Source organism: Gloeotrichia echinulata CP02 (assembly GCA_038087035.1).
In the GTDB taxonomy this organism is placed as follows: domain Bacteria; phylum Cyanobacteriota; class Cyanobacteriia; order Cyanobacteriales; family Nostocaceae; genus Gloeotrichia; species Gloeotrichia echinulata.
In genome coordinates this window covers 2767934-2786625 of sequence record CP051187.1, presented here as the reverse complement: position 1 = coordinate 2786625, position 18692 = coordinate 2767934, and the positions used below count along the sequence as shown (strand labels likewise).

The 18692-nt window shown below is 42.3% G+C and carries 21 protein-coding genes and 1 pseudogene; 13 read left to right on the top strand and 9 right to left on the bottom strand.

From position 1 onward, the window contains the following. Positions 1-138 precede the first annotated feature (138 nt). The 5 genes from HEQ19_12320 (at position 139) to HEQ19_12300 (ending at position 5648) form a co-directional block, all read left to right on the top strand. Positions 139-636, top strand: a complete 498-nt coding sequence (locus HEQ19_12320) for an LptA/OstA family protein (protein ID WYM00186.1) — start codon at positions 139-141, stop codon at positions 634-636. Between the two features lie 28 nt (positions 637-664). Then, complete coding sequence (gene lptB, locus HEQ19_12315; protein WYM00185.1) at positions 665-1393, top strand: LPS export ABC transporter ATP-binding protein; 729 nt, start codon at positions 665-667, stop codon at positions 1391-1393. A gap of 100 nt (positions 1394-1493) precedes the next feature. After that, positions 1494-2669 (top strand): LptF/LptG family permease, encoded by a 1176-nt coding sequence (locus HEQ19_12310; GenBank protein ID WYM03376.2) that lies wholly within the window; start codon positions 1494-1496, stop codon positions 2667-2669. 243 nt (positions 2670-2912) lie between these two features. Beyond that, positions 2913-3968 carry a hypothetical protein gene (locus tag HEQ19_12305; GenBank protein ID WYM00184.1) on the top strand — a complete coding sequence of 352 codons (1056 nt, stop codon included), beginning with the start codon at positions 2913-2915 and terminating at the stop codon, positions 3966-3968. A 609-nt stretch (positions 3969-4577) separates the two neighbouring features. After that, positions 4578-5648, top strand: coding sequence for a calcium-binding protein (locus tag HEQ19_12300; GenBank protein WYM00183.1), 1071 nt, complete (start codon positions 4578-4580; stop codon positions 5646-5648). A gap of 229 nt (positions 5649-5877) precedes the next feature. Here HEQ19_12300 and HEQ19_12295 read toward each other — a convergent pair. Beyond that, a pseudogene (locus HEQ19_12295) lies at positions 5878-6694 on the bottom strand (beta-ketoacyl-ACP synthase). Between the two features lie 7 nt (positions 6695-6701). On the opposite strand from HEQ19_12295, the gene HEQ19_30930 reads away from it, so the two are divergent. Continuing rightward, positions 6702-6902, top strand: coding sequence for a hypothetical protein (locus HEQ19_30930; GenBank protein ID WZI67232.1), 201 nt, complete (start codon positions 6702-6704; stop codon positions 6900-6902). Positions 6903-7292: 390 nt separating this feature from the next. Beyond that, positions 7293-7979, top strand: a complete 687-nt coding sequence (locus HEQ19_12290) for a conjugal transfer protein TrbI (protein WYM00182.1) — start codon at positions 7293-7295, stop codon at positions 7977-7979. Positions 7980-8272: 293 nt separating this feature from the next. On the opposite strand, the gene HEQ19_12285 is transcribed toward HEQ19_12290, so the two are convergent. Then, entirely contained in the window at positions 8273-9604 is a 1332-nt protein-coding gene (locus tag HEQ19_12285) for an ATP-binding protein (protein WYM00181.1), read from the bottom strand. A 281-nt stretch (positions 9605-9885) separates the two neighbouring features. On the opposite strand from HEQ19_12285, the gene HEQ19_12280 reads away from it, so the two are divergent. Next, complete coding sequence (locus HEQ19_12280; protein WYM00180.1) at positions 9886-10203, top strand: DUF3155 domain-containing protein; 318 nt, start codon at positions 9886-9888, stop codon at positions 10201-10203. 456 nt (positions 10204-10659) lie between these two features. On the opposite strand, the gene HEQ19_30925 is transcribed toward HEQ19_12280, so the two are convergent. From HEQ19_30925 to HEQ19_12270, 3 genes are read right to left on the bottom strand one after another with little or no spacing between them, the layout of a single operon-like run. Continuing rightward, on the bottom strand, positions 10660-10785 hold the full coding sequence (locus tag HEQ19_30925) for a hypothetical protein (GenBank protein ID WZI67193.1): 126 nt from the start codon (positions 10783-10785) through the stop codon (positions 10660-10662). Positions 10786-10842: 57 nt separating this feature from the next. Further along, positions 10843-11373, bottom strand: coding sequence for a cofactor assembly of complex C subunit B (locus HEQ19_12275; protein WYM00179.1), 531 nt, complete (start codon positions 11371-11373; stop codon positions 10843-10845). 52 nt (positions 11374-11425) lie between these two features. Further along, positions 11426-11773 (bottom strand): PadR family transcriptional regulator, encoded by a 348-nt coding sequence (locus HEQ19_12270; GenBank protein ID WYM00178.1) that lies wholly within the window; start codon positions 11771-11773, stop codon positions 11426-11428. A 564-nt stretch (positions 11774-12337) separates the two neighbouring features. Between HEQ19_12270 and HEQ19_12265 the strand changes: the two genes are divergently transcribed. The 5 genes from HEQ19_12265 (at position 12338) to HEQ19_12245 (ending at position 16647) form a co-directional block, all read left to right on the top strand. After that, entirely contained in the window at positions 12338-12916 is a 579-nt protein-coding gene (locus HEQ19_12265; GenBank protein WYM00177.1) for a DUF3611 family protein, read from the top strand. A 238-nt stretch (positions 12917-13154) separates the two neighbouring features. Continuing rightward, positions 13155-13328, top strand: a complete 174-nt coding sequence (locus HEQ19_12260) for a hypothetical protein (protein ID WYM00176.1) — start codon at positions 13155-13157, stop codon at positions 13326-13328. Positions 13329-13451: 123 nt separating this feature from the next. Beyond that, complete coding sequence (locus tag HEQ19_12255) at positions 13452-14735, top strand: transposase (protein ID WYM00175.1); 1284 nt, start codon at positions 13452-13454, stop codon at positions 14733-14735. A gap of 100 nt (positions 14736-14835) precedes the next feature. After that, positions 14836-16116: a serine--tRNA ligase gene (serS, locus tag HEQ19_12250; protein ID WYM03375.1), complete on the top strand. Its 1281-nt coding sequence runs from the start codon at positions 14836-14838 to the stop codon at positions 16114-16116. Positions 16117-16269: 153 nt separating this feature from the next. Continuing rightward, entirely contained in the window at positions 16270-16647 is a 378-nt protein-coding gene (locus tag HEQ19_12245; GenBank protein WZI67192.1) for a ParA family protein, read from the top strand. Here the strand turns inward: HEQ19_12245 and HEQ19_12240 are convergent. The 4 genes from HEQ19_12240 to rfbC all read right to left on the bottom strand — a co-directional run bounded on the left by HEQ19_12240 (position 16568) and on the right by rfbC (position 18624). Further along, positions 16568-16852, bottom strand: a complete 285-nt coding sequence (locus HEQ19_12240) for a type II toxin-antitoxin system mRNA interferase toxin, RelE/StbE family (GenBank protein WYM00174.1) — start codon at positions 16850-16852, stop codon at positions 16568-16570. The two genes, HEQ19_12245 and HEQ19_12240, sit on opposite strands and share 80 nt — an antisense overlap. Beyond that, on the bottom strand, positions 16849-17061 hold the full coding sequence (locus HEQ19_12235) for a hypothetical protein (protein ID WYM00173.1): 213 nt from the start codon (positions 17059-17061) through the stop codon (positions 16849-16851). The genes HEQ19_12240 and HEQ19_12235 overlap by 4 nt, the downstream gene beginning before the upstream one ends. 127 nt (positions 17062-17188) lie before the next feature. Next, a complete protein-coding gene (gene rfbD, locus HEQ19_12230; GenBank protein ID WYM00172.1) occupies positions 17189-18082 on the bottom strand; it encodes a dTDP-4-dehydrorhamnose reductase in 894 nt (297 codons plus the stop codon). Beyond that, positions 18079-18624, bottom strand: coding sequence for a dTDP-4-dehydrorhamnose 3,5-epimerase (gene rfbC / locus HEQ19_12225; protein ID WYM00171.1), 546 nt, complete (start codon positions 18622-18624; stop codon positions 18079-18081). The genes rfbD and rfbC overlap by 4 nt, the downstream gene beginning before the upstream one ends. Between the last annotated feature and the right edge of the window lie 68 nt (positions 18625-18692).

Here is an 18692-nt window from a genome sequence, read left to right as displayed (position 1 = left end):
TACGCCTTTAAGGGTTCATTTTTGGACTCCTTAAGAATCCCCCGGATTTATCCGTGGGGAGTTTCAATCCAGATAGTTTATATTCATGTCTGGATAATGAGAGTACAAGCTGAAATCCTAAATTAATTAGAAATTGTTATGATACCTTCCTATCAATTGCCCAAATCACAGATACGTCGCTGTGCATTAGCCTTCGCCCTACCAGCTGCACTCTTGGGCGCAATGGTGCTTCCACCCCAGGTGCAAACTGCAACTGCACAAACATCTTCTGCAAATCGCCCGCTCACCATCCGCGCCGATGTGCAAGAATATGACGCCAAAAACCAAGTGGTAACGGCTCGCGGTAACGTCCAAATGTTATATCCAGCTCGCCAGATACAAGCAACAGCCGCCCAAGCACAATACTTTAGTAAAGAACGCCGAATTGATTTCAGTGGTAACGTCTATATTTTACAACAAGGTGGTAATAGTATGCGGGCGGAAAAAGTTACCTATCTGATTGATGAAGGGCGATTTGTGGCTTTACCCCAAGGCAAACGTCAGGTAGAGTCGATCTACATGGTGCAGGATTCAGATACTGGTGGACAAGCTGCTAAACCCGCCCCACAGACACCACCTTTCAAACGTTCTAATTAACATTAATTACTGAGAAAGGGCGGCTCTGGTGAAAATTGTCTTAGAAAATGTTCACAAATCTTATGGTAAGCGACAGATTGTCAATCGCGTCAGCCTTTCAGTTTCCCAAGGGGAAGTCGTCGGTTTACTCGGTCCCAATGGCGCTGGTAAAACGACGACCTTTTACATTGCTACAGGTTTAGAAAAACCCAATCAGGGAAAAGTCTGGCTAGATAATACCGATATTACTAGTTTGCCAATGCACAAAAGAGCGCGACTGGGTATTGGTTATCTAGCGCAGGAACCCAGTGTGTTTCGCCAACTCTCAGTCCGGGATAATATTCTATTAGTGCTAGAACAAACTAATGTACCACCTCGGGAGTGGTCAGGGCGAATCCAAAATTTACTGCGGGAGTTTCGTTTAGAAAAAGTGGCTCACAGCAAAGGAATTCAACTTTCTGGTGGTGAACGACGCCGGACAGAATTAGCCAGAGCCTTAGCTGCGGGAACAGAGGGGCCAAAATTTTTACTTTTGGATGAACCCTTTGCTGGAGTTGACCCCATAGCCGTTGCGGAAATTCAGCAAATTGTAGCCGGATTGCGCGATCGCGGTATGGGAATTTTAATCACAGATCATAATGTCCGCGAAACCCTCGCCATCACAGATCGGGCTTATATCATGCGTGAAGGGCAAATTCTCGCTTTTGGTACTGCTGATGAACTCTACAATAACCCACTCGTGCGGCAATATTATTTAGGTGATAATTTCCAGGTCTAATTATGTCAGACTTCTATGGGAAATTGAATTTTGATACTAACTTCCATAGAAGTTCTTGACAAAGTCTTTGGTTAACAATATTTATTTTTTCAAGTTATTTATGTTTTCTAAGCAGTTGAAGCCTTTCTACACACTGAATTCATTGCTACCTTTTTCTATCATGGATCGCTACTTAGCGATCCAATTAGTCGCGCCTTTTTTGTTTGGTGTTGGGGCTTTTACCTCGGTGGTGTTGGCAATTGACAGCTTATTTGAGTTGTTACGGAAAGTTGTAGAATCTGGTCTACCGCTAACAGTAGCCCTTCAGGTTTTTTTATTAAAATTACCCTATGTTGTCGTTTATGCCTTCCCCATGTCCACATTGTTGGCGGCGTTGATGACCTACAGTCGTCTTTCTAGTGAAAGTGAACTGATCGCTTTGCGTGGCTGTGGGGTGAGTGTCTATCGTATGGTGCTAACTGCTGTAATGTTAAGCTTGGTAGTCACAGGGCTGACATTTGTGTTTACCGAACATATTGCACCAGCCGCAAATTACCAGGCGGCGATCACCTTGGAGCGAGCGATAAAATCAGAAAAGCCATCTGTTAAAAAGGATAACTTCATTTATCCAGAAACGGGGGAAATGAAGGATAAGGATGGTAAAAATAGAAAGATTTTGACACGGTTGTATTACGCAGACCAATTTGATGGTAGACGGTTTAATGGTTTGACAATTATTGACCGTTCTCGCGAAGGACCAAATCAAATTGTAGTCGCCGAAGCCGCAGAATGGAATGTTTCTCAAAACACTTGGGATGTGTTTAATGGTACTATTTATGTAGTAGCACCAGATCGCTCTTATCGCAACATCGCCCAGTTTAAACATTATCAAATGCAACTGCCACGCACAGCATTTAATTTGGCAGAACAAACCCGTGATTACGACCAGATGAATATCTCCCAAGCCCTAGAACAACTAGAAATTGAACGCTTGGGTGGCGATCGCCAAAAAATTCGCAAACTGGAAGTGCGAATTCAGCAAAAAATCGCCTTTCCATTTATATGTGTAATATTTGGCTTGGTAGGCTCCGTTATGGGTACTATCCCTCAGCGTACTGGGCGGGGAACCAGTTTTGGTATTAGTGTCGTAGTTATTTTCACTTACTACTTACTTTTATCGATTTCTGGTGCCTTAGCACAGGCTGGTATCCTTTCTCCCTTCATTGGCGCTTGGTTACCCAACTTTTTTGGCTTGGCAACAGGTGTATTCTTATTAATCAGGATTGCCCAGCGGTAATGCGGACGCAAGGCCTTGCGCCCCTACAAATAGAATATTTTTTTAGGGACTAACAAAAAATAAAAATATTTAGTGACATTTAGTGATATTTAGTGACTAATAAATTTTGAGAAGCTAGTATGAAGTCACCATGAATTTTTCCTGAAAATCTTCCCTGGAAACGAAGATACAAGCATTGGTAGTCGGTGCTGTGAATTTCCAGGAAGTTTTGTCCATAGCAAGTAAGTTTGAAATACCCAACTCATGCACAATCGTCGTTATCCCCCTCCCTACTTACGCTATCTCAAAGCCAGATTATGGAATTTAGGGCAACCTGGTTTTTGGGTAACAGCCATTTTCTTATCGGTGATGGGGTTCATAATTCAGGAATACTGGTCAAACCCAGATTTTTTCACTTACAAGCCAAACAAGGTAGATACTTCACCCAAACTTGCTAACTCCTCTCTTTCAGATGAAGATCAAGCCATTGCAGCCGATATTGATAACTTACCAGTTCTGTTGAATGACGCTGCTAAAAAAAATCTGCCAGTAATCGTCAGTAATTTCAACACCAATACTCAAACAAAAAAAAGCGAAAGCTTATTTGGGGGTGTAATTAATAAACCACAGTCTTTGGCTAGTGATACCAAATCAAATTCTGGTTTGGGTATGGTTAATAGCGCATCTGCACCTGGGAACCAAAATATGTTTGTCCAGCAAGCAGAAAATTTAATGCAGATTGGGACGAATTATAATAATAACCAGTCATCATCTGAACCCAAACAGACAGCAAAAACCCCTGAAGATGGGAGAATCGGATTAGCTACTCAAAGCGATAAAAGTCAAAATTTAGTCCCTAGCAGTCCCTTACAAACAGCTATCAACCGAGCAACCCAGCAGAATCTCTCTACTATCAATAGTACAACTGCTACTCCCACAAATAATCAAATCAATACGATGGGGTCGGCTTTATACAATTCATCTACAGTAACGCCACTGAATAATAACTTACCTAGTCAGACTTTACCAGCTAATACTGGGTTAAATAGGGCAACAGGTTATATTCAACCACCCATAACAAATCAGTTTCCTAATTCTGACAATAATTTAAATAACACTGGCATCTCTGCAGCACCGATAAATATTTCCCCCGACTCTATACAGAGTCCCAATTCTACTAATTTAACTCCTCCAACGCCAGTAGGATATGGCAATTATGGCTGGCAACAGTTGCCTATTGAACAACAGCAACCGTCAAATTCTCGCCCGGTTCCAGGTCCTTATGGTGGGGTGCAGATGAATGGGCGGACATTTCCTTAAAGTGATTTTGACAACCTTTTGCACTTAAGTTCAGACAAAATTAGGACTTACGCATTGACAAAAAACACAAAATATGGACTGCAAAAAACCAGAGATGTCGTAGGGGTTTAGCATTGCTAAACCCCGAAAACGCGGGTCTGTTTACCATCAAAGTAATAATTAATCAAAGCCTGAAACAACTTATTTTGCTAAAAGCATACCATGCCAAATTTTTACAGTGCGTAAGTCCTAAAAATATAAGCTTGTAGTTGCACCAAGAATAGATCAGGAGACAATACTGCTCGGTTAACGAATGTAGAGACGTTACATGTAACGTCTCTACAAGGGTTTCACGCTTTGCGATTTTCTTAACCTACGCAGTATTGGATCAGGAGAAGCCTGTTAGAGGTTGTTTTAAAAGTCCCAGAAGGTATAATTTTGGCGTTATGACTTAGGTCAACTGCAACCAAAAATTAAGGTTTTAGCCATGTAATGAGGGTTCTTGCGTACTTAGCGTGCTGAATTTGTTAAAAAATAAGTTTGAAACCCTTGCCTGGCTCCGATAAAAGCCATTATTTTTTGTATTTGAGCTACTGTTACTAAAAATCAAATTATAAACGCCTATAAGCCTTGTTATTAAAGCAATTTAATCGACTTTCATTAATAATTAAGCACGCTATACACGCAAGAGCCACCATCAACGGCTTTAGCGGGAACGATATACTCAGAGGTGGTAATGGCAATGATTTCCTCGATGGGGGTACAGGTGCCGATAACATGGATGGCGGTGACAATGATGACACCTACATCGTAGACAACGTTTTTGATGTAGCCGCAGAAATATTTGGCGATGCTTTGGGTGGTGTAGATACAGTCCTGGCTTCAGTCAGCTACACTCTAAGTCCTAACTTAGAAAACCTGACTTTGACAGGAGTAGCCGCAATTAACGGCACCGGTAACGCCAAGGATAATGTCATCAACGGCAACAGTGGTAACAATACCTTAATCGGGGGTGGCGGTGCCGACATCCTCAATGGTGGTGATGGCAATGACTTCATCGATGGTGGCACTGGTATTGATGGCAATGACACCATCAATGGTGGTAATGGCAATGACACCCTCTTAGGTTTCGACGGAAATGACTCCCTCAATGGTGGTAATGGCAATGACAGCCTCAATGGCGAGAGCGGTAACGATACCTTAATCGGGGGTGGCGGTGCCGACATCCTCAATGGTGGTGATGGCAATGACTTTATCGATGGTGGCACTGGTATTGATGGCAATGACACCATCAATGGTGGTAATGGCAATGACACCCTCTTAGGTTTCGACGGAAATGACTCCCTCAATGGTGGTGATGGCAATGACAGCCTCAATGGCGAGAGCGGTAACGACACCTTAATCGGGGGTGGCGGTGCCGACATCCTCAATGGTGGCTTTGGTAATGACACCTTGACAGGTGGTACTGGTGCAGATAAATTTGTCTTCAACAGCCTATTTCAAGGATTTGATATCATCACAGACTTTAATTTTGTTGAGAATGACAAAATCCAGATTTCTACATCAGGGTTTGGCTCTAGTTCCTTTAGCAATTTCAGCTACAACTCATCAACTGGTAACTTGTTATTCCAAGGCACTGCATTCGCCAACATTCAAAACCCCTTATTTATTCCCTCTCTCGACATCGAGTTTATCGCCTAAAACCCAGTAAAGTTTGGGAAAAGGATGTTTACAGTTTCTCGATTACTGTAATTACAGCCATTTTCAGGTAAATAGACCACGCTTTTGGGGCGCAAGGCCTTGCGCCCCTACGAAGATCTGTGGTTCAAATGAGTGAAAATTGCTGTAATACTAGATCTGCCTTCCAAGTCTAGTTTCGTCCTTCTGTATGACTTCAGGTTTTGTATAGAAAAGTTTAACTTAGACCAAGTTAAACTTTTCTATACAGACTCAAACCAATTACCGCATTCTGTCCGCCAAAGCCAAAACTAAAACACAGCACCCGCTGAATTTTACTATGACGTGCAGCCATTACCAGATCCAAATCAAATTCGGGTTGCTGCAATCCCACACAAGGTGGTAAAATCTGATTTCGCAAAGCCAAGAGCGAAAAAGCTACACCCAAAGCTCCCGATGCTCCAAGGGTATGCCCTGAGCTTCCCTTAGTTGAACTAATCGCCACTTTTTGGGGAAATAACCGCTGTATCACCATACTCTCTATGCGGTCATTGAGGAGAGTAGCTGTACCGTGAGCATGAATGTAATCAATATCGGCTGGAGTTAGTCCACTACGTGCGAGACATTGCTTGATAGCGGCGATCGCACTCCTCCCCTCTGGTTCTGGTACATTACTATGATATGCGTCATTTGTCAAGCTAAAACCCAGAATCTCACCATAAATCTTTGCCCCACGTTCCCTAGCCAACTCTGCTGATTCCAGGATAAACACAGCACCGCCTTCGCCCAAAACCAAGCCTTCCCGGTGCAAATCGAAGGGATAAGACCCCGTTTTTGCCAAAGCACCCATCTGCTGAAATCCTGTCAAACTTAGGGGAGTAATCGGTGCTTCCACAGCCCCAGCAATGACCCGCTCACATTGTCCAGTTTGCACGAGATTTGCAGCCTGGGCGATCGCCCAAATTCCAGTAGCACAAGCAGCCATCGGTGCTAAAACAATCCCGGTGCTACCGATTTGTCGCGCCGCTGCGATCGCATTCATGTGGGGCGATTAATAAAGTTCTCAACCAGATTGATGTGTTGATTGATGGGTTGTATGTTGCAGAACTTAATGATAACCAAGGTTGGCGGGGGTCTTCAAACCAAGTCGCTCATTTTCTCACACCCCGTCATATCCAAGACGCGGATTTGTTTACCCAGCGACGACGAGATGTAGAAATTCATGTCAGAGAAAGTTCGGCTTTGGTCGTTGGTCCGCTTACGCGCAGCGTCCTGTAGGGAACGTAGAGAAGAGAAGGAATAGGTTTTCCAGAGAATTTGAAAATCTGCTTTACCTGGTAAAGTTACCTTGGTGGACTAGTAGTCTGTCAATTTTGTTTTGAGGGATTTTTGGTAGTGTGAGCGTCTCGCTCACGCGGGCAAGATGCCCGCACTACAGTCCATCATTTTTATCTTGACAGCAATATTGGCGTCATAAATCTTATTTACCCCTATTCAAGTAAGGATATCAGCAGTATAAAAATGTTAAATAAAAATTGCATATCCTCCCAATTATAGAGCTTCCTTTACCTTCGGAATAGTCCTATTAGCAGATTGAATAAATTGTAGAAACTATATCAATCAAGCCCCGTCATTAGAGACATCACCAACACAAAGGTCAACCCTCCCATGACTCCCCTTCATCGCTGGAAATCAAGCACTGCTGCACTCATGACAATGGCAATGGCCACATGTTCTATGACCCCCTTGTTTACCTTTGCTCCTGCTAATGCCCAATACAACATTAATCAACCCAGGGTAATTAGCATTCCTGTCAATGTCACATTACCTGTTACTTACGAAAAAGAGAAAGTGGTTGTCAGTCCTGGGGAAAGTTCAGCCCTAACGCTCAGAATAGCGAACGATATTATCGACAGAAACCGAAATATTTTGATTCCCTCTGGTACTGAAGTTGTTGGCAGACTAGAACCTGTAAATCTCAACCGTGGTTCTGAAAATCAAAATCGCAGTAACAAAGGTGTGCGATTTGTAGCACAAGAATTAGTATTTTCTTCTGGTCGCCGACAATCGATTAATGCCACTTCTAAAACAATTACCAGAACAGAAACCATATCAAGGGGCGCCGACACTGGTCAGATTTTAACTGATGCAGCTATTGGTGCAGGCGCTGCGACTTTAATTGCATTGGTTACAGGAAACCGTAAAATTGAAGTCTTAGAACCTGTGGGTGGTGCCGCTGCGGGTGCTTTAGCAAGTGTCCTGTTACGGAAAAATAAAGCCGAAGTCTTTGTCCTCAGACCTGATCAGGATTTGGCTATCACCCTCAACTCGAATTTAGTCCTATCCCCCAACTAAACTACAGTTGTCAGTTGTTCTTTGTGAATAAGCCAAATTGACCAATGACCAATGACCATAGGACTTACCCATGAGTAACTCTAAATTAAGGGTTTGGGTTGAGCATGGGACATAGACACCAAAAAATTAACCAATCCCCTATGCCCTATACCCGATCTCCACAAATAGCCTAGTGCGTAAGTCCTGGACTAATGACTAATGACTAATACCAATTCAAAAAATCTTTGCAACACATCGATCATCTGTAGGGGCGCAAGGCCTAGATCCCCTACCCTATCTGTCTCATTCTTTTTTCAAATTGGTATAACTTCTGGTAACCAAATAATAAACGTAGTTCCTGGCGCATTTGCTGATGTGATTGCGGAATTTAATGCAGGGCTGAAAACTTCGATTTCTCCCTGCATCTGCTCGATTAATTGTTTGGCGATCGCTAATCCTAAACCCGTACCAGGAATTTCAGTTTGCGCTTGTACACCCCGATAATGGCGTTCACCGAGATGATCTAAATCTTGTGGTGGAATTCCAGGGCCTGTGTCACTAATGGCAATTCCCTGCAAATTAGCTTTTTTTAGCCCTATCTGAATCAAAATCTTGCCTTCAGCCGGAGTATATTTCAACGCATTATCAATAATATTAGTCAATACCTCTTGTAATGCTTTGATATTAGCGCGTACTAGCGGTAAATTGCGCTTAGTTTTAGCTATCAGTTGCAAATTGCGTTCCTGTGCGATCGCCTTTGCTGACATTAACAATGGTTTTAACAAATCTGGCAAGGAACAGTCAACTTCTTTATCTCCTGTTCCTGGCAATAATAAAGCGGGTAGTGGTTCTTTTTGTACAGTTGCTTCTACAAATACTTCGTTTTGCGGTAACAGTAGCCCTAAATCCGCTTCTGTCAAGTCAATTACTTGCTCAATCTGTAGCAGCAGTTCCTGGAGGCGATCGCTTTGCTGGATCATATTGCTAGCGACATCTCGGTTAGGGTCTGGTGAACGTAGTCGCTTGAGCAGCAGTTTACCAAAAGTCCGTAATGCTGTTAACGGGTTGCGAAACTGGTGCAAGAGGTTATCTAGCAAATCCCGTTGTCGTTCTTGCAAAATTTGTTGTTGCTGTAACTGCTGCTGTAACCATCCTCGCCGCTGATCTAAAATACAGGCGATCGCTAGGGTTTGGGCTATCCGTTCAATTTGACTTTGCTCCTGTTCATTCCATCCCCGGTCTTCCCTCCCTGTCACCAGTAACCCCATCATCACACCTTCATGAATCAGGGGCAAAACAATTTGGTTCCCACTGAGTAAGTATTCCTCTGGTGTCCCATACTCCTTTGAGGAGGTAGGAGAGTCCGACCCTACTGTCAGTAGTTTTCCTTGACGCTGGGGTAATGCCAAAACATTCCCAACTTGTAGTTGCTTCGGTGCTATCGCCGACCCAGCCTCCTCTGCTTGCCCTAATATTGCCGTCTCTGGGTAGACTACCACAGGAATCAGTTTCGCCTCCCCTGTTGAGGACTCTACCAATTCTTGTGTTAAGTACACAACACTTAAGGATGCTCCCAGTCCTTGGGTCAGCAGTGCTATTTGCTCTCGGCATAGAGCAAGAAAATCAGAACTGGTAGACATTAACATTTTTTAGATCTTGATCAGAATTACACAATTTGAGGGATGATGAAAGAAAGTCCTTACTTTTTCCCTCACCCGTTTAATAAAGCTTAACTAAATCTTCTTAGTAATGGTTTGCACCAAGAAATTATATCTTTTGCTACTTTTGATTTCTCTACGTTAAAAAATATTATTTTATTGTGTCAATACTTTAGAAACTGTTGCTTTTTTTAACTAGAAATTATATAATTACGACGGATTTTGTAGCTATAACTACAATCTACAGCTTGAAAGAGGAGGAAAATAGGTTGGCAAGGAGACGGAAACGGAAAAGTCGTCGTCGTCAGGAAGGACGACGCATTTTAGAACACGTGCCTCAATATAGCATCGAAAGTGGCGAAGAAAAACCTGTGACAGCAGCGAGGAAATTCATTCAAGCTGAAGGAATCGCGCCACCAGCCTTGCTACTCGTAAAGCGGAATGAACACACAACAGATCGTTATTTTTGGGCAGAAAAAGGGCTGTTTGGTGCTCAATACGTTGAAGAGAACCATTTCTTGTTTCCCAGCCTGAGGGTCTTAGAAGCTCCTGCTGGTCAAGAACCCCTAGCGTTAGCTAGTCGTTGAACCATTAAGTGGTTATCTTACTCATTGAATGCGACTTATGACAATCATTTAACTGGCAAAATTGCTCATGTTATGCAGAAATTTCATTTTTTTTAGGTTTGTAGCATATTTGCCAGTCAAGCTAGTCCATAGTCACTAGACAATCGACTCTTTACAAGCCACCCAAGTTTTGTCTGGGTTGATTGCTAGTTTGAATGATACATCAGGGAGTCAGGAAAGAGCGAGAGGTGTCCAGAAGGGAGAGCGGAGTTGCACGCTGATCCGGTGGATTTCTGTATACCCTCTATCAAGGGATTCAGCTTTTCCCTACGATGTGTGTCGTAGGGAAATTTGACATCTCATGAGTTGTTTTTTCGGCTCCCTAATGTCTATTTCCGGAAAATTCGGTCAGAAGCCTGCATCTCAAACCAACTTGAAGTTCTTGAAGGTTGAGGCGTGACGGTTGACGGTTGAAGGTTAACGGTTGAATATTTTTTTATTTGCCATGCCCAATGCCCAATGCCCAATGCCCAATGCCCAATGCCCAATGCCCAATGCCCAATGCCCAATGCCCAATGCCCAATGCCCAATGACGACCGTCACCAGTACGGTTTATTTCCCCCGACCATATTAGTGACAATTAGTCACAAAAACTAACAATTATTCAATAGTTTTTAACTGTAGTGCCCTCTGTAACTCTGAAACTTCGTCTCGATGGGCTATAACAGTGATTTCACTTGATGAGTGTTGCTCGCTAGGGGTTGCTTCCAGCTTGAGCAACACTTTCTCAAGTCTTCCGGCTTTTTTCCAATAAAAAAGACCACTTAAAGGCGACAGCAGCACTATCCCCACAAAAAGGGTACTGAATTGAGGCACAAGCAGGGACAAAACAAGTGATAGACAAACAAGACCAGTCGAAGCTAACAGCGTCAAAAACACTGCTAAAAACCAGCTAGGTTTCACAAAGCCTTCAAAAGTCACTTGGTTTTTTTCTCGGTCTACCGCTGCCACTCGGTATGACCGGGAGCGAAAATACTCTTGTAATTGAGGCATTAGAGTAGCTTCGTCTTGCTCAGATACCAATTGGGCTATTTCTGTCCGGTCTTTGGTCGAAGCCCGAATAAAGAACAAAAGCCCAATTGATAACAACACGGTTAAGAGCAAAGTAGATGGCAGAATTGCAGTATCCATAACTCATAGTTACTGTGTGATTGGAGGAGACTTATTCATTTTCTATTATTCGTTAATTTGTCCTCCGATGTATGTAGTCTTGCCAAAGCCGAGCCAAATCCCGCGCTTGAACTTGCCATTCAGGAGAAACTTGGTACATCCGCCTGGGGCGTCCCCGCCCTTCGAGTTTTTTCCAATATCCACTGATTGCCCTATGGTCTTCGAGAAATTTGATCGCACTATAAAGTACGGTATCCGAAAGGCGATAGGTCGGATATTCAGTCTCCAGGCGCTGGATCAATTCGGTACCGTAGGATTCCTCTTGTAGCAAAATATCCAAAATGTAACAAACTGCTAGTTCCTGACAGAGGTAAGCTGGCGGAGGATTCTCAAAGAATTGATATATATCCTCAAGTTTCATGGTTAGTGAATGGCTAAAACAATGCCTTATGGTGGGATCTAGAATCCTTGTAGTCAGTATATAGTGTTAACCCGCGAAGGTTACGTATATAAAGCTACTTGGGCAGGATTTCCAAAGCGTAAACATCAAACGATGACCCACGCTTCTGAGGTCGTGAGACAAGTTGTATGAGTTTTAGGGGCGCAAAAAAATATTACGTCCCTACCCAAGCTCAAGACGGTGTGGTGAGGAGCGAAGCGATAAGACATTGGCTTTGCCGCCGCCTTTGTGTCAAGTGATGCCGATCTGGTTAGAACTGCTTAAGCATAAAGATGCCATCGAAAAAATTTTACACGTAAAATGCGTTTTTGTCTGTAAAACTTAATAAACACTTTGTTTTACGGTGATTATCCCAATGCCGATCTTAATATCTTCGGGTAAAGGAGATGTTGGAACAAAATTGCGATGATCTTGGACACACAAAACTTGTGATGTGATACTGACCTCCTAGACTTGAGATAGTCGGTTTCCATCTGGTAAGTGTGATATTAAATTTATCAAGCGCCTAGCACATTGGTGATCAGTATGTCACAAGACCGTGATACTCTATCGTCTTCATCTACTCTTCGGGCAATTGCCCAAAAATTTCGGATTATAGGTTGGATTAGTTTCTGGATTCAGTTAGTACTAGGCGTTGTTTCTGGCGTAATCTTACTGTTGTTTGCCATCTCCAGTCAGAGACCAGGCACTTCAGGGAATAATTCAGGCGCGGCGTTTGGCATCTTTCTGGCAATTTGCGGACTGGTGACGTTGGGTGTGGGCATTTATTTAGCTTACCGTTACACCAGATTAGGCATTCTACTGGTATCTAGTAACCCCAGCAACCGCCCGCGTAAGGTCGAGACAGTACAAGTATTGCGCTTAGGACTGATGGTCAATTTGCTGGGAATACTATTGACGCTGTTAGGGGCACAAGCCATCGTTGGGACTTTAGCCGCCAGGGCGATTACCCAAACTCAATTCATCTTCTCACCACAAGGTAATCAACCATTCATCAGTGGTTTAGATATGTTTGTAGTCCAAGCAAACACTAACACAGTCACAGCTCACTATGCAGGTCTGGTGGCTTCGCTGTGGCTTCTTAATCGGATTAATCGACCGTAGGTAGGGGATTGGGGATTGGGGGTTAGGGATTGGGGGTTGGCGGGATTGAACGTTGAGGCTTTGAACCTGAACGTTGAGGCTTTGAACCTGAACGTTGAGGCTTTGAACTTGAACGTTGAGGCTTTGAACCTCCCGATCCCCCCACCTCACTCTATCCAGCTATGGCAAAATCAGTATGATAAAACTTTAAACAAAATATAGTCTAGCATAGTCAGATATAGTCTAAAAGACAGTCCTAATGAAATTATCTGATTATGCTAAAACCTTGGGGATTTCGTACGTTACCGCTTGGCGACATGACAAAGCAGGTAAAATACCATATCCAACAGAGCAACTTCCCACGGGTACGGTAATTGTTGATTACGACCCGAAAAAGATATCAGGGCAAAGCGCAAAACCGAAAAAATTGTAGAAGCCTTAAATTCTCCAACAGATTGATTAAGTTTTCTAGTCAAGCATATCTTACTGTATCTTGAATGATATACTAATTTCATTGCCAAAGTTGATCAATACTTTGACTACGCTCAGTATAAATATGCGTCAAGTAGAAAAGCACATAATCAAAGAAGGACATGACTGGTTTGATTATTGTAGTGACATTACCACTATTTCTCGGCAGCTTTACAACACTGCTCAATTCACTCAGCGTCAAGGTTTTTTTTATGGTTGGGGAACTCAATCACAAGCTAGCTTAGACACTTTATTTAAACAAAACGAGAACTACAAAGCAATAAGCGCAAAAGTAGCGCAACTCGTTTTGAAGCAGAATGCAGATGCGTGGATTGCTTACTACAAAGCATTAGTGGCTTATAAACTTGAACCAACTAAGTTCACTGGTAGACCAAAACCACCTAATTATGTTGATGACAAAAACTTAGTGAAATTCAATAATCAAGCAATTGGTAAAAGAGAATTTAATAAAGGTTTCATTATCCCATCAATGTCGCCAATCAGGATTCCAGTAAAGCCTGGACTAAAGTTTGAGGACTTGTGTGAGGTACGAATTATCCCAAAAACTGGATGCTTCGTTATCGAAATAGTCTATGAAATTACCGAGTTGTCAGAGTTTTTTTGTAGTTTGAATCCTGAACTGAATGCGGCGATAGATATTGGTTTAGATAATCTAGCGACGATTGTTTTCAATGATCTAGCAATACAACCAATTATTGTAAATGGTAAACCATTGAAATCAGCCAACCAGTTTTATAACAAGCAGGTTGCCAAGTTTCGAGGTTTTCTGCCTCATGGTAAAGCTAAATCAAGGCGAATCGCAAATATCGTCCGCAACCGTAATCAATTTATAGATTCATATTTGCATCAATCCACAAAAATGATTGTGGATCAACTTCTATCTCTTGGTGTAACTCACGTCTCAATCGGGAAAAACGAACAATGGAAAACACGTCTTAATTTAGGTAAACGTACAAACCAAAATTTTACTCAAATACCACACGCAATATTTATCGAAATGCTGACTTACAAATTAGTTAGAGTCGGTATTACCGTTAAGGTAGCAGAAGAATCTTACACAAGTAAGGCTTCAGCGATTGATTGGGACATCATCCCAACTTATCAACCTAACAACAAGATCAAGCATGTATTCTCAGGAAAACGTGTCAAACGTGCGTGGTATATCAGTAAAAATGGTTTGAAGATTCATGCTGACGTGAACGCAGGGTACAACATCGGCAGAAAAAGTAATCCTGAAGGATTTGACTGTCTCCAGTCTGTTCTAAGGGATAGGGGGTGTCAGGTAGTACATCCAAGGCGGATAACTCCACTATTTAAGCGTGTCCATGCTGAAAGTAGAGTTGCTTAAAGCTAAATTGCATAAGTCTGACTATATTTAACTATGTGATTTGGAACTATATGCTGGTCTGTTGGCAAAAAGAACTAGGCGAAAAATAAAAGAAAAATCTGTGCTGGATATTAAGCAAATACGGGAAAATCCCCAGTTAATTCAGGAACGGTTAAATAGTCGTAGTGGTAAATACGACATTCAACCGATATTGCAGTTAGATCAGCAACAACGGGAACTAGAGGGGACGCGCAGTCAACTCCAAGCCCGGAGTAACGAAATCGGTAAAATCGTCGGGCAGAAGATAAAATCTGGTATAAATGCTCAATCACCAGAAATTCAAGGCTTGCGGGATGAAGGTAACTCGATTAAAGCTCAATTGAGCGAACTGGAACCGCGAGAAAAAGAAATTAAGGCGGAAATTGAGCAATTAGTACTAGCACTCCCCAATTTACCCAGCGACTCTACACCCATTGGCAAAACTGAGGATGATAATGTAGAAGTCCGCCGTTGGGGCGATGAGTACCTTCCCCAAAACCCGAATATTATCCCCCACTGGGAAATTGGCGAAAAGTTGGGTATTCTCAATTTTGAGCGGGCTGTCAAAGTTGCCCAAAGTCGCTTTGTTACCCTCATCGGTGCTGGTGCGGCGTTGGAGAGAGCATTAATTAACTTTATGCTGAAGACGCAAACTGAAGCTGGCTATCTAGAAGTTAGTCCGCCTTTGTTAGTGAATACTGATTCTTTAACCGGAACCGGTCAATTACCCAAGTTTGCGGAAGAAAGTTTTAAGTGTGCTGATGATGAATTGTGGTTGATTCCCACAGCAGAAGTTCCCGTTACCAATCTTTATCGGGGAGAAATTCTAGCTGCAGAAGATTTACCAATTTACCACTGTGCTTATACTCCCTGTTTTCGTCGAGAAGCGGGAAGTTATGGGCGGGATATGCGCGGTTTAATTCGTCTGCATCAATTTAATAAAGTGGAGTTGGTGAAAGTTGTTCATCCCAGCACTTCTTTTGATGAATTAGAAAAATTGGTGGGGAATGCAGAAGCAATTTTACAGGCTTTAAAATTACCTTACCGTGTGATTAATCTCTGTACAGCTGATTTAGGTTTTGGGGCAACGAAAACCTATGATTTAGAAGTCTGGCTTCCATCTTCTGGTAAGTATCGAGAAATTTCTAGTTGTTCTAATTGCTTTGACTTCCAAGCGCGACGGGCGGATATTCGCTTTAAGGAAGCTGGGAAGAAAGGGACGCAATTTGTGCATACCCTCAACGGTTCCGGTTTGGCTGTGGGAAGGACAATGGCGGCGATTTTGGAGAATTATCAGCAAGCAGATGGGACGATTTTGGTACCGGAAGTGTTGCGATCGTTTTTAGGGAGGGATGTGTTGTAATAATGCTAGAATGTCTTTCATTTAGGTCAGTATTTTAAGCATCCTACAAACTGGACTGTATAATAAGGTGCGTTACATTACATGAACGCACCCTACAAGATTTGCTGGTAGCGAATAATTTTCACCGGGTTACTGCTGAAAAAGGAAAGACAAATGGTAAAAGTAATTGCACTGTTCAACAATAAAGGTGGTGTAGGAAAAACAACTACAATTTGGAATTTAGCGACATCATTAGCAGACAAAGGCAAGAAAGTATTAGCCATCGATTTTGATCCGCAGTGCAATTTGTCTATTGCTGCTTTAGGTGATGTAGAGTTTTCCAAGTATCTAGAAAGTTCTCAAGAACTACCTTATGGTAAGACTATCCGTGCTTTTGCTCTACCTTATATTCAGCAAAGCACTCCAGGAAAACCCTATATAGCTTGTATTTATACCGCAAAAGCTAAGTCACTCAATAAACCTCATCATGGCTGCCAATATCAATTAGAAGAATCTCTTCTACTTCCGAATCTGGATGTTTCTGGAAATTAAATACTATTCTACAGTCGTACTCTACAGTGCAAGCCCAGGCACCGGATAGCTTTCCTTTGAGCTTATGAGTTTTGAGCGACGGATCAAACGGATCAGTAGCTAACAATTCTAGTCGATCTGTTATTTTTGCCTCCATCTCAGGTTCTCGCCGGATTAAAGATCTGAAAGCTCGTTTGAACGAAGAGGCTAATACAATTGTTCTCATTGTTTTAATTGTGCCATTACATCAGCCACTGTTCCTCGGAACACTTCCCCATTCAGATATTCTTCATTAGCACGAACAATATTGAGGGAAATCTCATCCCTGCGCTTTTCTCTAAGTCGTTGCTTAATTAACTCAATTAGGGTAATCTGTTCATCATCAGACATTTCTTCTACTAGCTCTACAATTGCATCAAAAGTATAGGTTTTCATCTTTCTTCAGTTTTGAACTCCACCTATAAGTCTAACACTGTGTTGGGTCAGACAGATGAAAACCAATAACCACAAACTAAGAAAAGGAGAACAATAATGAATGCTTTTCTTTCTTTTTCAGCAACCCCTATTTATTTGTAGCCAACACTAACTCTAAACTCCTTTGCCAATCAGGCAAAATCAGCCCAAAAGTATGAGACAACTTCTGATTATTTAATAGCGAATAAGCTGGTCTACTGGCTGGTGTAGGATATTCCTTGGTGGTAATCGCTATCAACCGCTGTAATTTTCGTTCATTCTGCTTCACATCAAGTGCAAAAATTGTTTTAGCAAAGCTATACCAACTAGTTTGTCCACTGGCTGTTAGGTGATATAATCCACCTTTACTAGTTAAAAAATCAGAGACATGATCTGGAGCCTGAGATAAAATTTGGGCTGTAACTTCAGCAATCATCCGGCTCCAAGTAGGTGCGCCAATTTGGTCATCAACTACTCTGATTTCTTCCCGTTCTTGAGCTAGCCTCAACATAGTTAATAAAAAATTCTTACCCCGCGACCCATAAACCCAACTGGTGCGTAAAATTAAATGGGGTACACCCACAGATGCGATCGCCTGCTCACCTGCTAATTTTGTTTTACCATAGATGTTTTGTGGGTCTGGTTGATCTTGCTCAGTATATGCTGTTTGTTGATTGCCATCAAAAACATAATCTGTCGAATAATGAATGACAGCAGCACCAACTTTCTTGGCTTCTGACGCAATCACACCAGGAGCAATGCCGTTAATTGCCATTGCCAATTCTGGCTCTGATTCTGCCTTATCTACTGCTGTGTAAGCAGCTGGGTTAACAATCAAGTCGGGTTTTACCTCCCTAATTATCTGGCGAATAGTATCTATTTGAGCTAAATCCAGTTGTAAAGATTCGTTACGCCCTACGGGAATTACTTCCCCGATAGTCATCAAAGTACGTTGTAATTCCCAGCCTAGTTGACCTGTGACACCTGTTAAGAGAATTTTCATGCAAACACCTCCGCGTCTGGGAACAACTTACCCGCTTGATCTTTTTTGGAAAGGATTGGTTCCTCTTGAATTGGCCAGGCGATCGCTAAATTAGGGTCATTCCATAAAATAGTTCGATCATACTGGGGTGCATAGTAGGCTGTAGTTTTGTACAAAAATTCCGCATATTCCGAAAGTACCAAAAAACCGTGAGCAAAACCTGCTGGTATCCAAAGCTGTCGTTTATTATCGGCTGTCAATTCAGTCCCAACCCACTGACCAAAAGTCTGGGAACTTTTTCGCAAATCCACAGCTACATCAAATACTGAACCTACTACTACTCTCACAAGTTTTCCTTGGGGCTGCTGAATTTGATAATGCAAGCCACGCAAGACATTTTTCGCAGAACGGGAATGATTGTCTTGGACGAAATTCTCACTAATACCTGCTTTTTCTAGCCAGACTTTTTCGTTATAACTTTCATAAAAAAAGCCGCGATCATCTCCAAAAACTTGTGGCTCAATCACTCGCACATCAGGAATTTCTGTCTGAATTAACTTCATTGTAATACTCCTATTAACTGACACACTTGATACAACAAATAAAAAATATCCAATTATTTTTTATTTGG

Bases quoted from the DNA above. Each gene is read 5' to 3' on its own strand.
- HEQ19_12320 (WYM00186.1), top strand. From the start codon at position 139: ATGATACCTTCCTATCAATTGCCCAAATCACAGATACGTCGCTGTGCA.
- HEQ19_12310 (WYM03376.2), top strand. From the start codon at position 1,494: ATGTTTTCTAAGCAGTTGAAGCCTTTCTACACACTGAATTCATTGCTA.
- HEQ19_12305 (WYM00184.1), top strand. From the start codon at position 2,913: ATGCACAATCGTCGTTATCCCCCTCCCTACTTACGCTATCTCAAAGCC.
- HEQ19_12290 (WYM00182.1), top strand. From the start codon at position 7,293: ATGACTCCCCTTCATCGCTGGAAATCAAGCACTGCTGCACTCATGACA.
- HEQ19_12285 (WYM00181.1), bottom strand. From the start codon at position 9,604: ATGTTAATGTCTACCAGTTCTGATTTTCTTGCTCTATGCCGAGAGCAA.
- HEQ19_12275 (WYM00179.1), bottom strand. From the start codon at position 11,373: ATGGATACTGCAATTCTGCCATCTACTTTGCTCTTAACCGTGTTGTTA.
- HEQ19_12270 (WYM00178.1), bottom strand. From the start codon at position 11,773: ATGAAACTTGAGGATATATATCAATTCTTTGAGAATCCTCCGCCAGCT.
- HEQ19_12265 (WYM00177.1), top strand. From the start codon at position 12,338: ATGTCACAAGACCGTGATACTCTATCGTCTTCATCTACTCTTCGGGCA.
- HEQ19_12260 (WYM00176.1), top strand. From the start codon at position 13,155: ATGAAATTATCTGATTATGCTAAAACCTTGGGGATTTCGTACGTTACC.
- HEQ19_12255 (WYM00175.1), top strand. From the start codon at position 13,452: ATGCGTCAAGTAGAAAAGCACATAATCAAAGAAGGACATGACTGGTTT.
- HEQ19_12245 (WZI67192.1), top strand. From the start codon at position 16,270: ATGGTAAAAGTAATTGCACTGTTCAACAATAAAGGTGGTGTAGGAAAA.
- HEQ19_12240 (WYM00174.1), bottom strand. From the start codon at position 16,852: ATGAGAACAATTGTATTAGCCTCTTCGTTCAAACGAGCTTTCAGATCT.
- HEQ19_12235 (WYM00173.1), bottom strand. From the start codon at position 17,061: ATGAAAACCTATACTTTTGATGCAATTGTAGAGCTAGTAGAAGAAATG.
- rfbD (WYM00172.1), bottom strand. From the start codon at position 18,082: ATGAAAATTCTCTTAACAGGTGTCACAGGTCAACTAGGCTGGGAATTA.
- rfbC (WYM00171.1), bottom strand. From the start codon at position 18,624: ATGAAGTTAATTCAGACAGAAATTCCTGATGTGCGAGTGATTGAGCCA.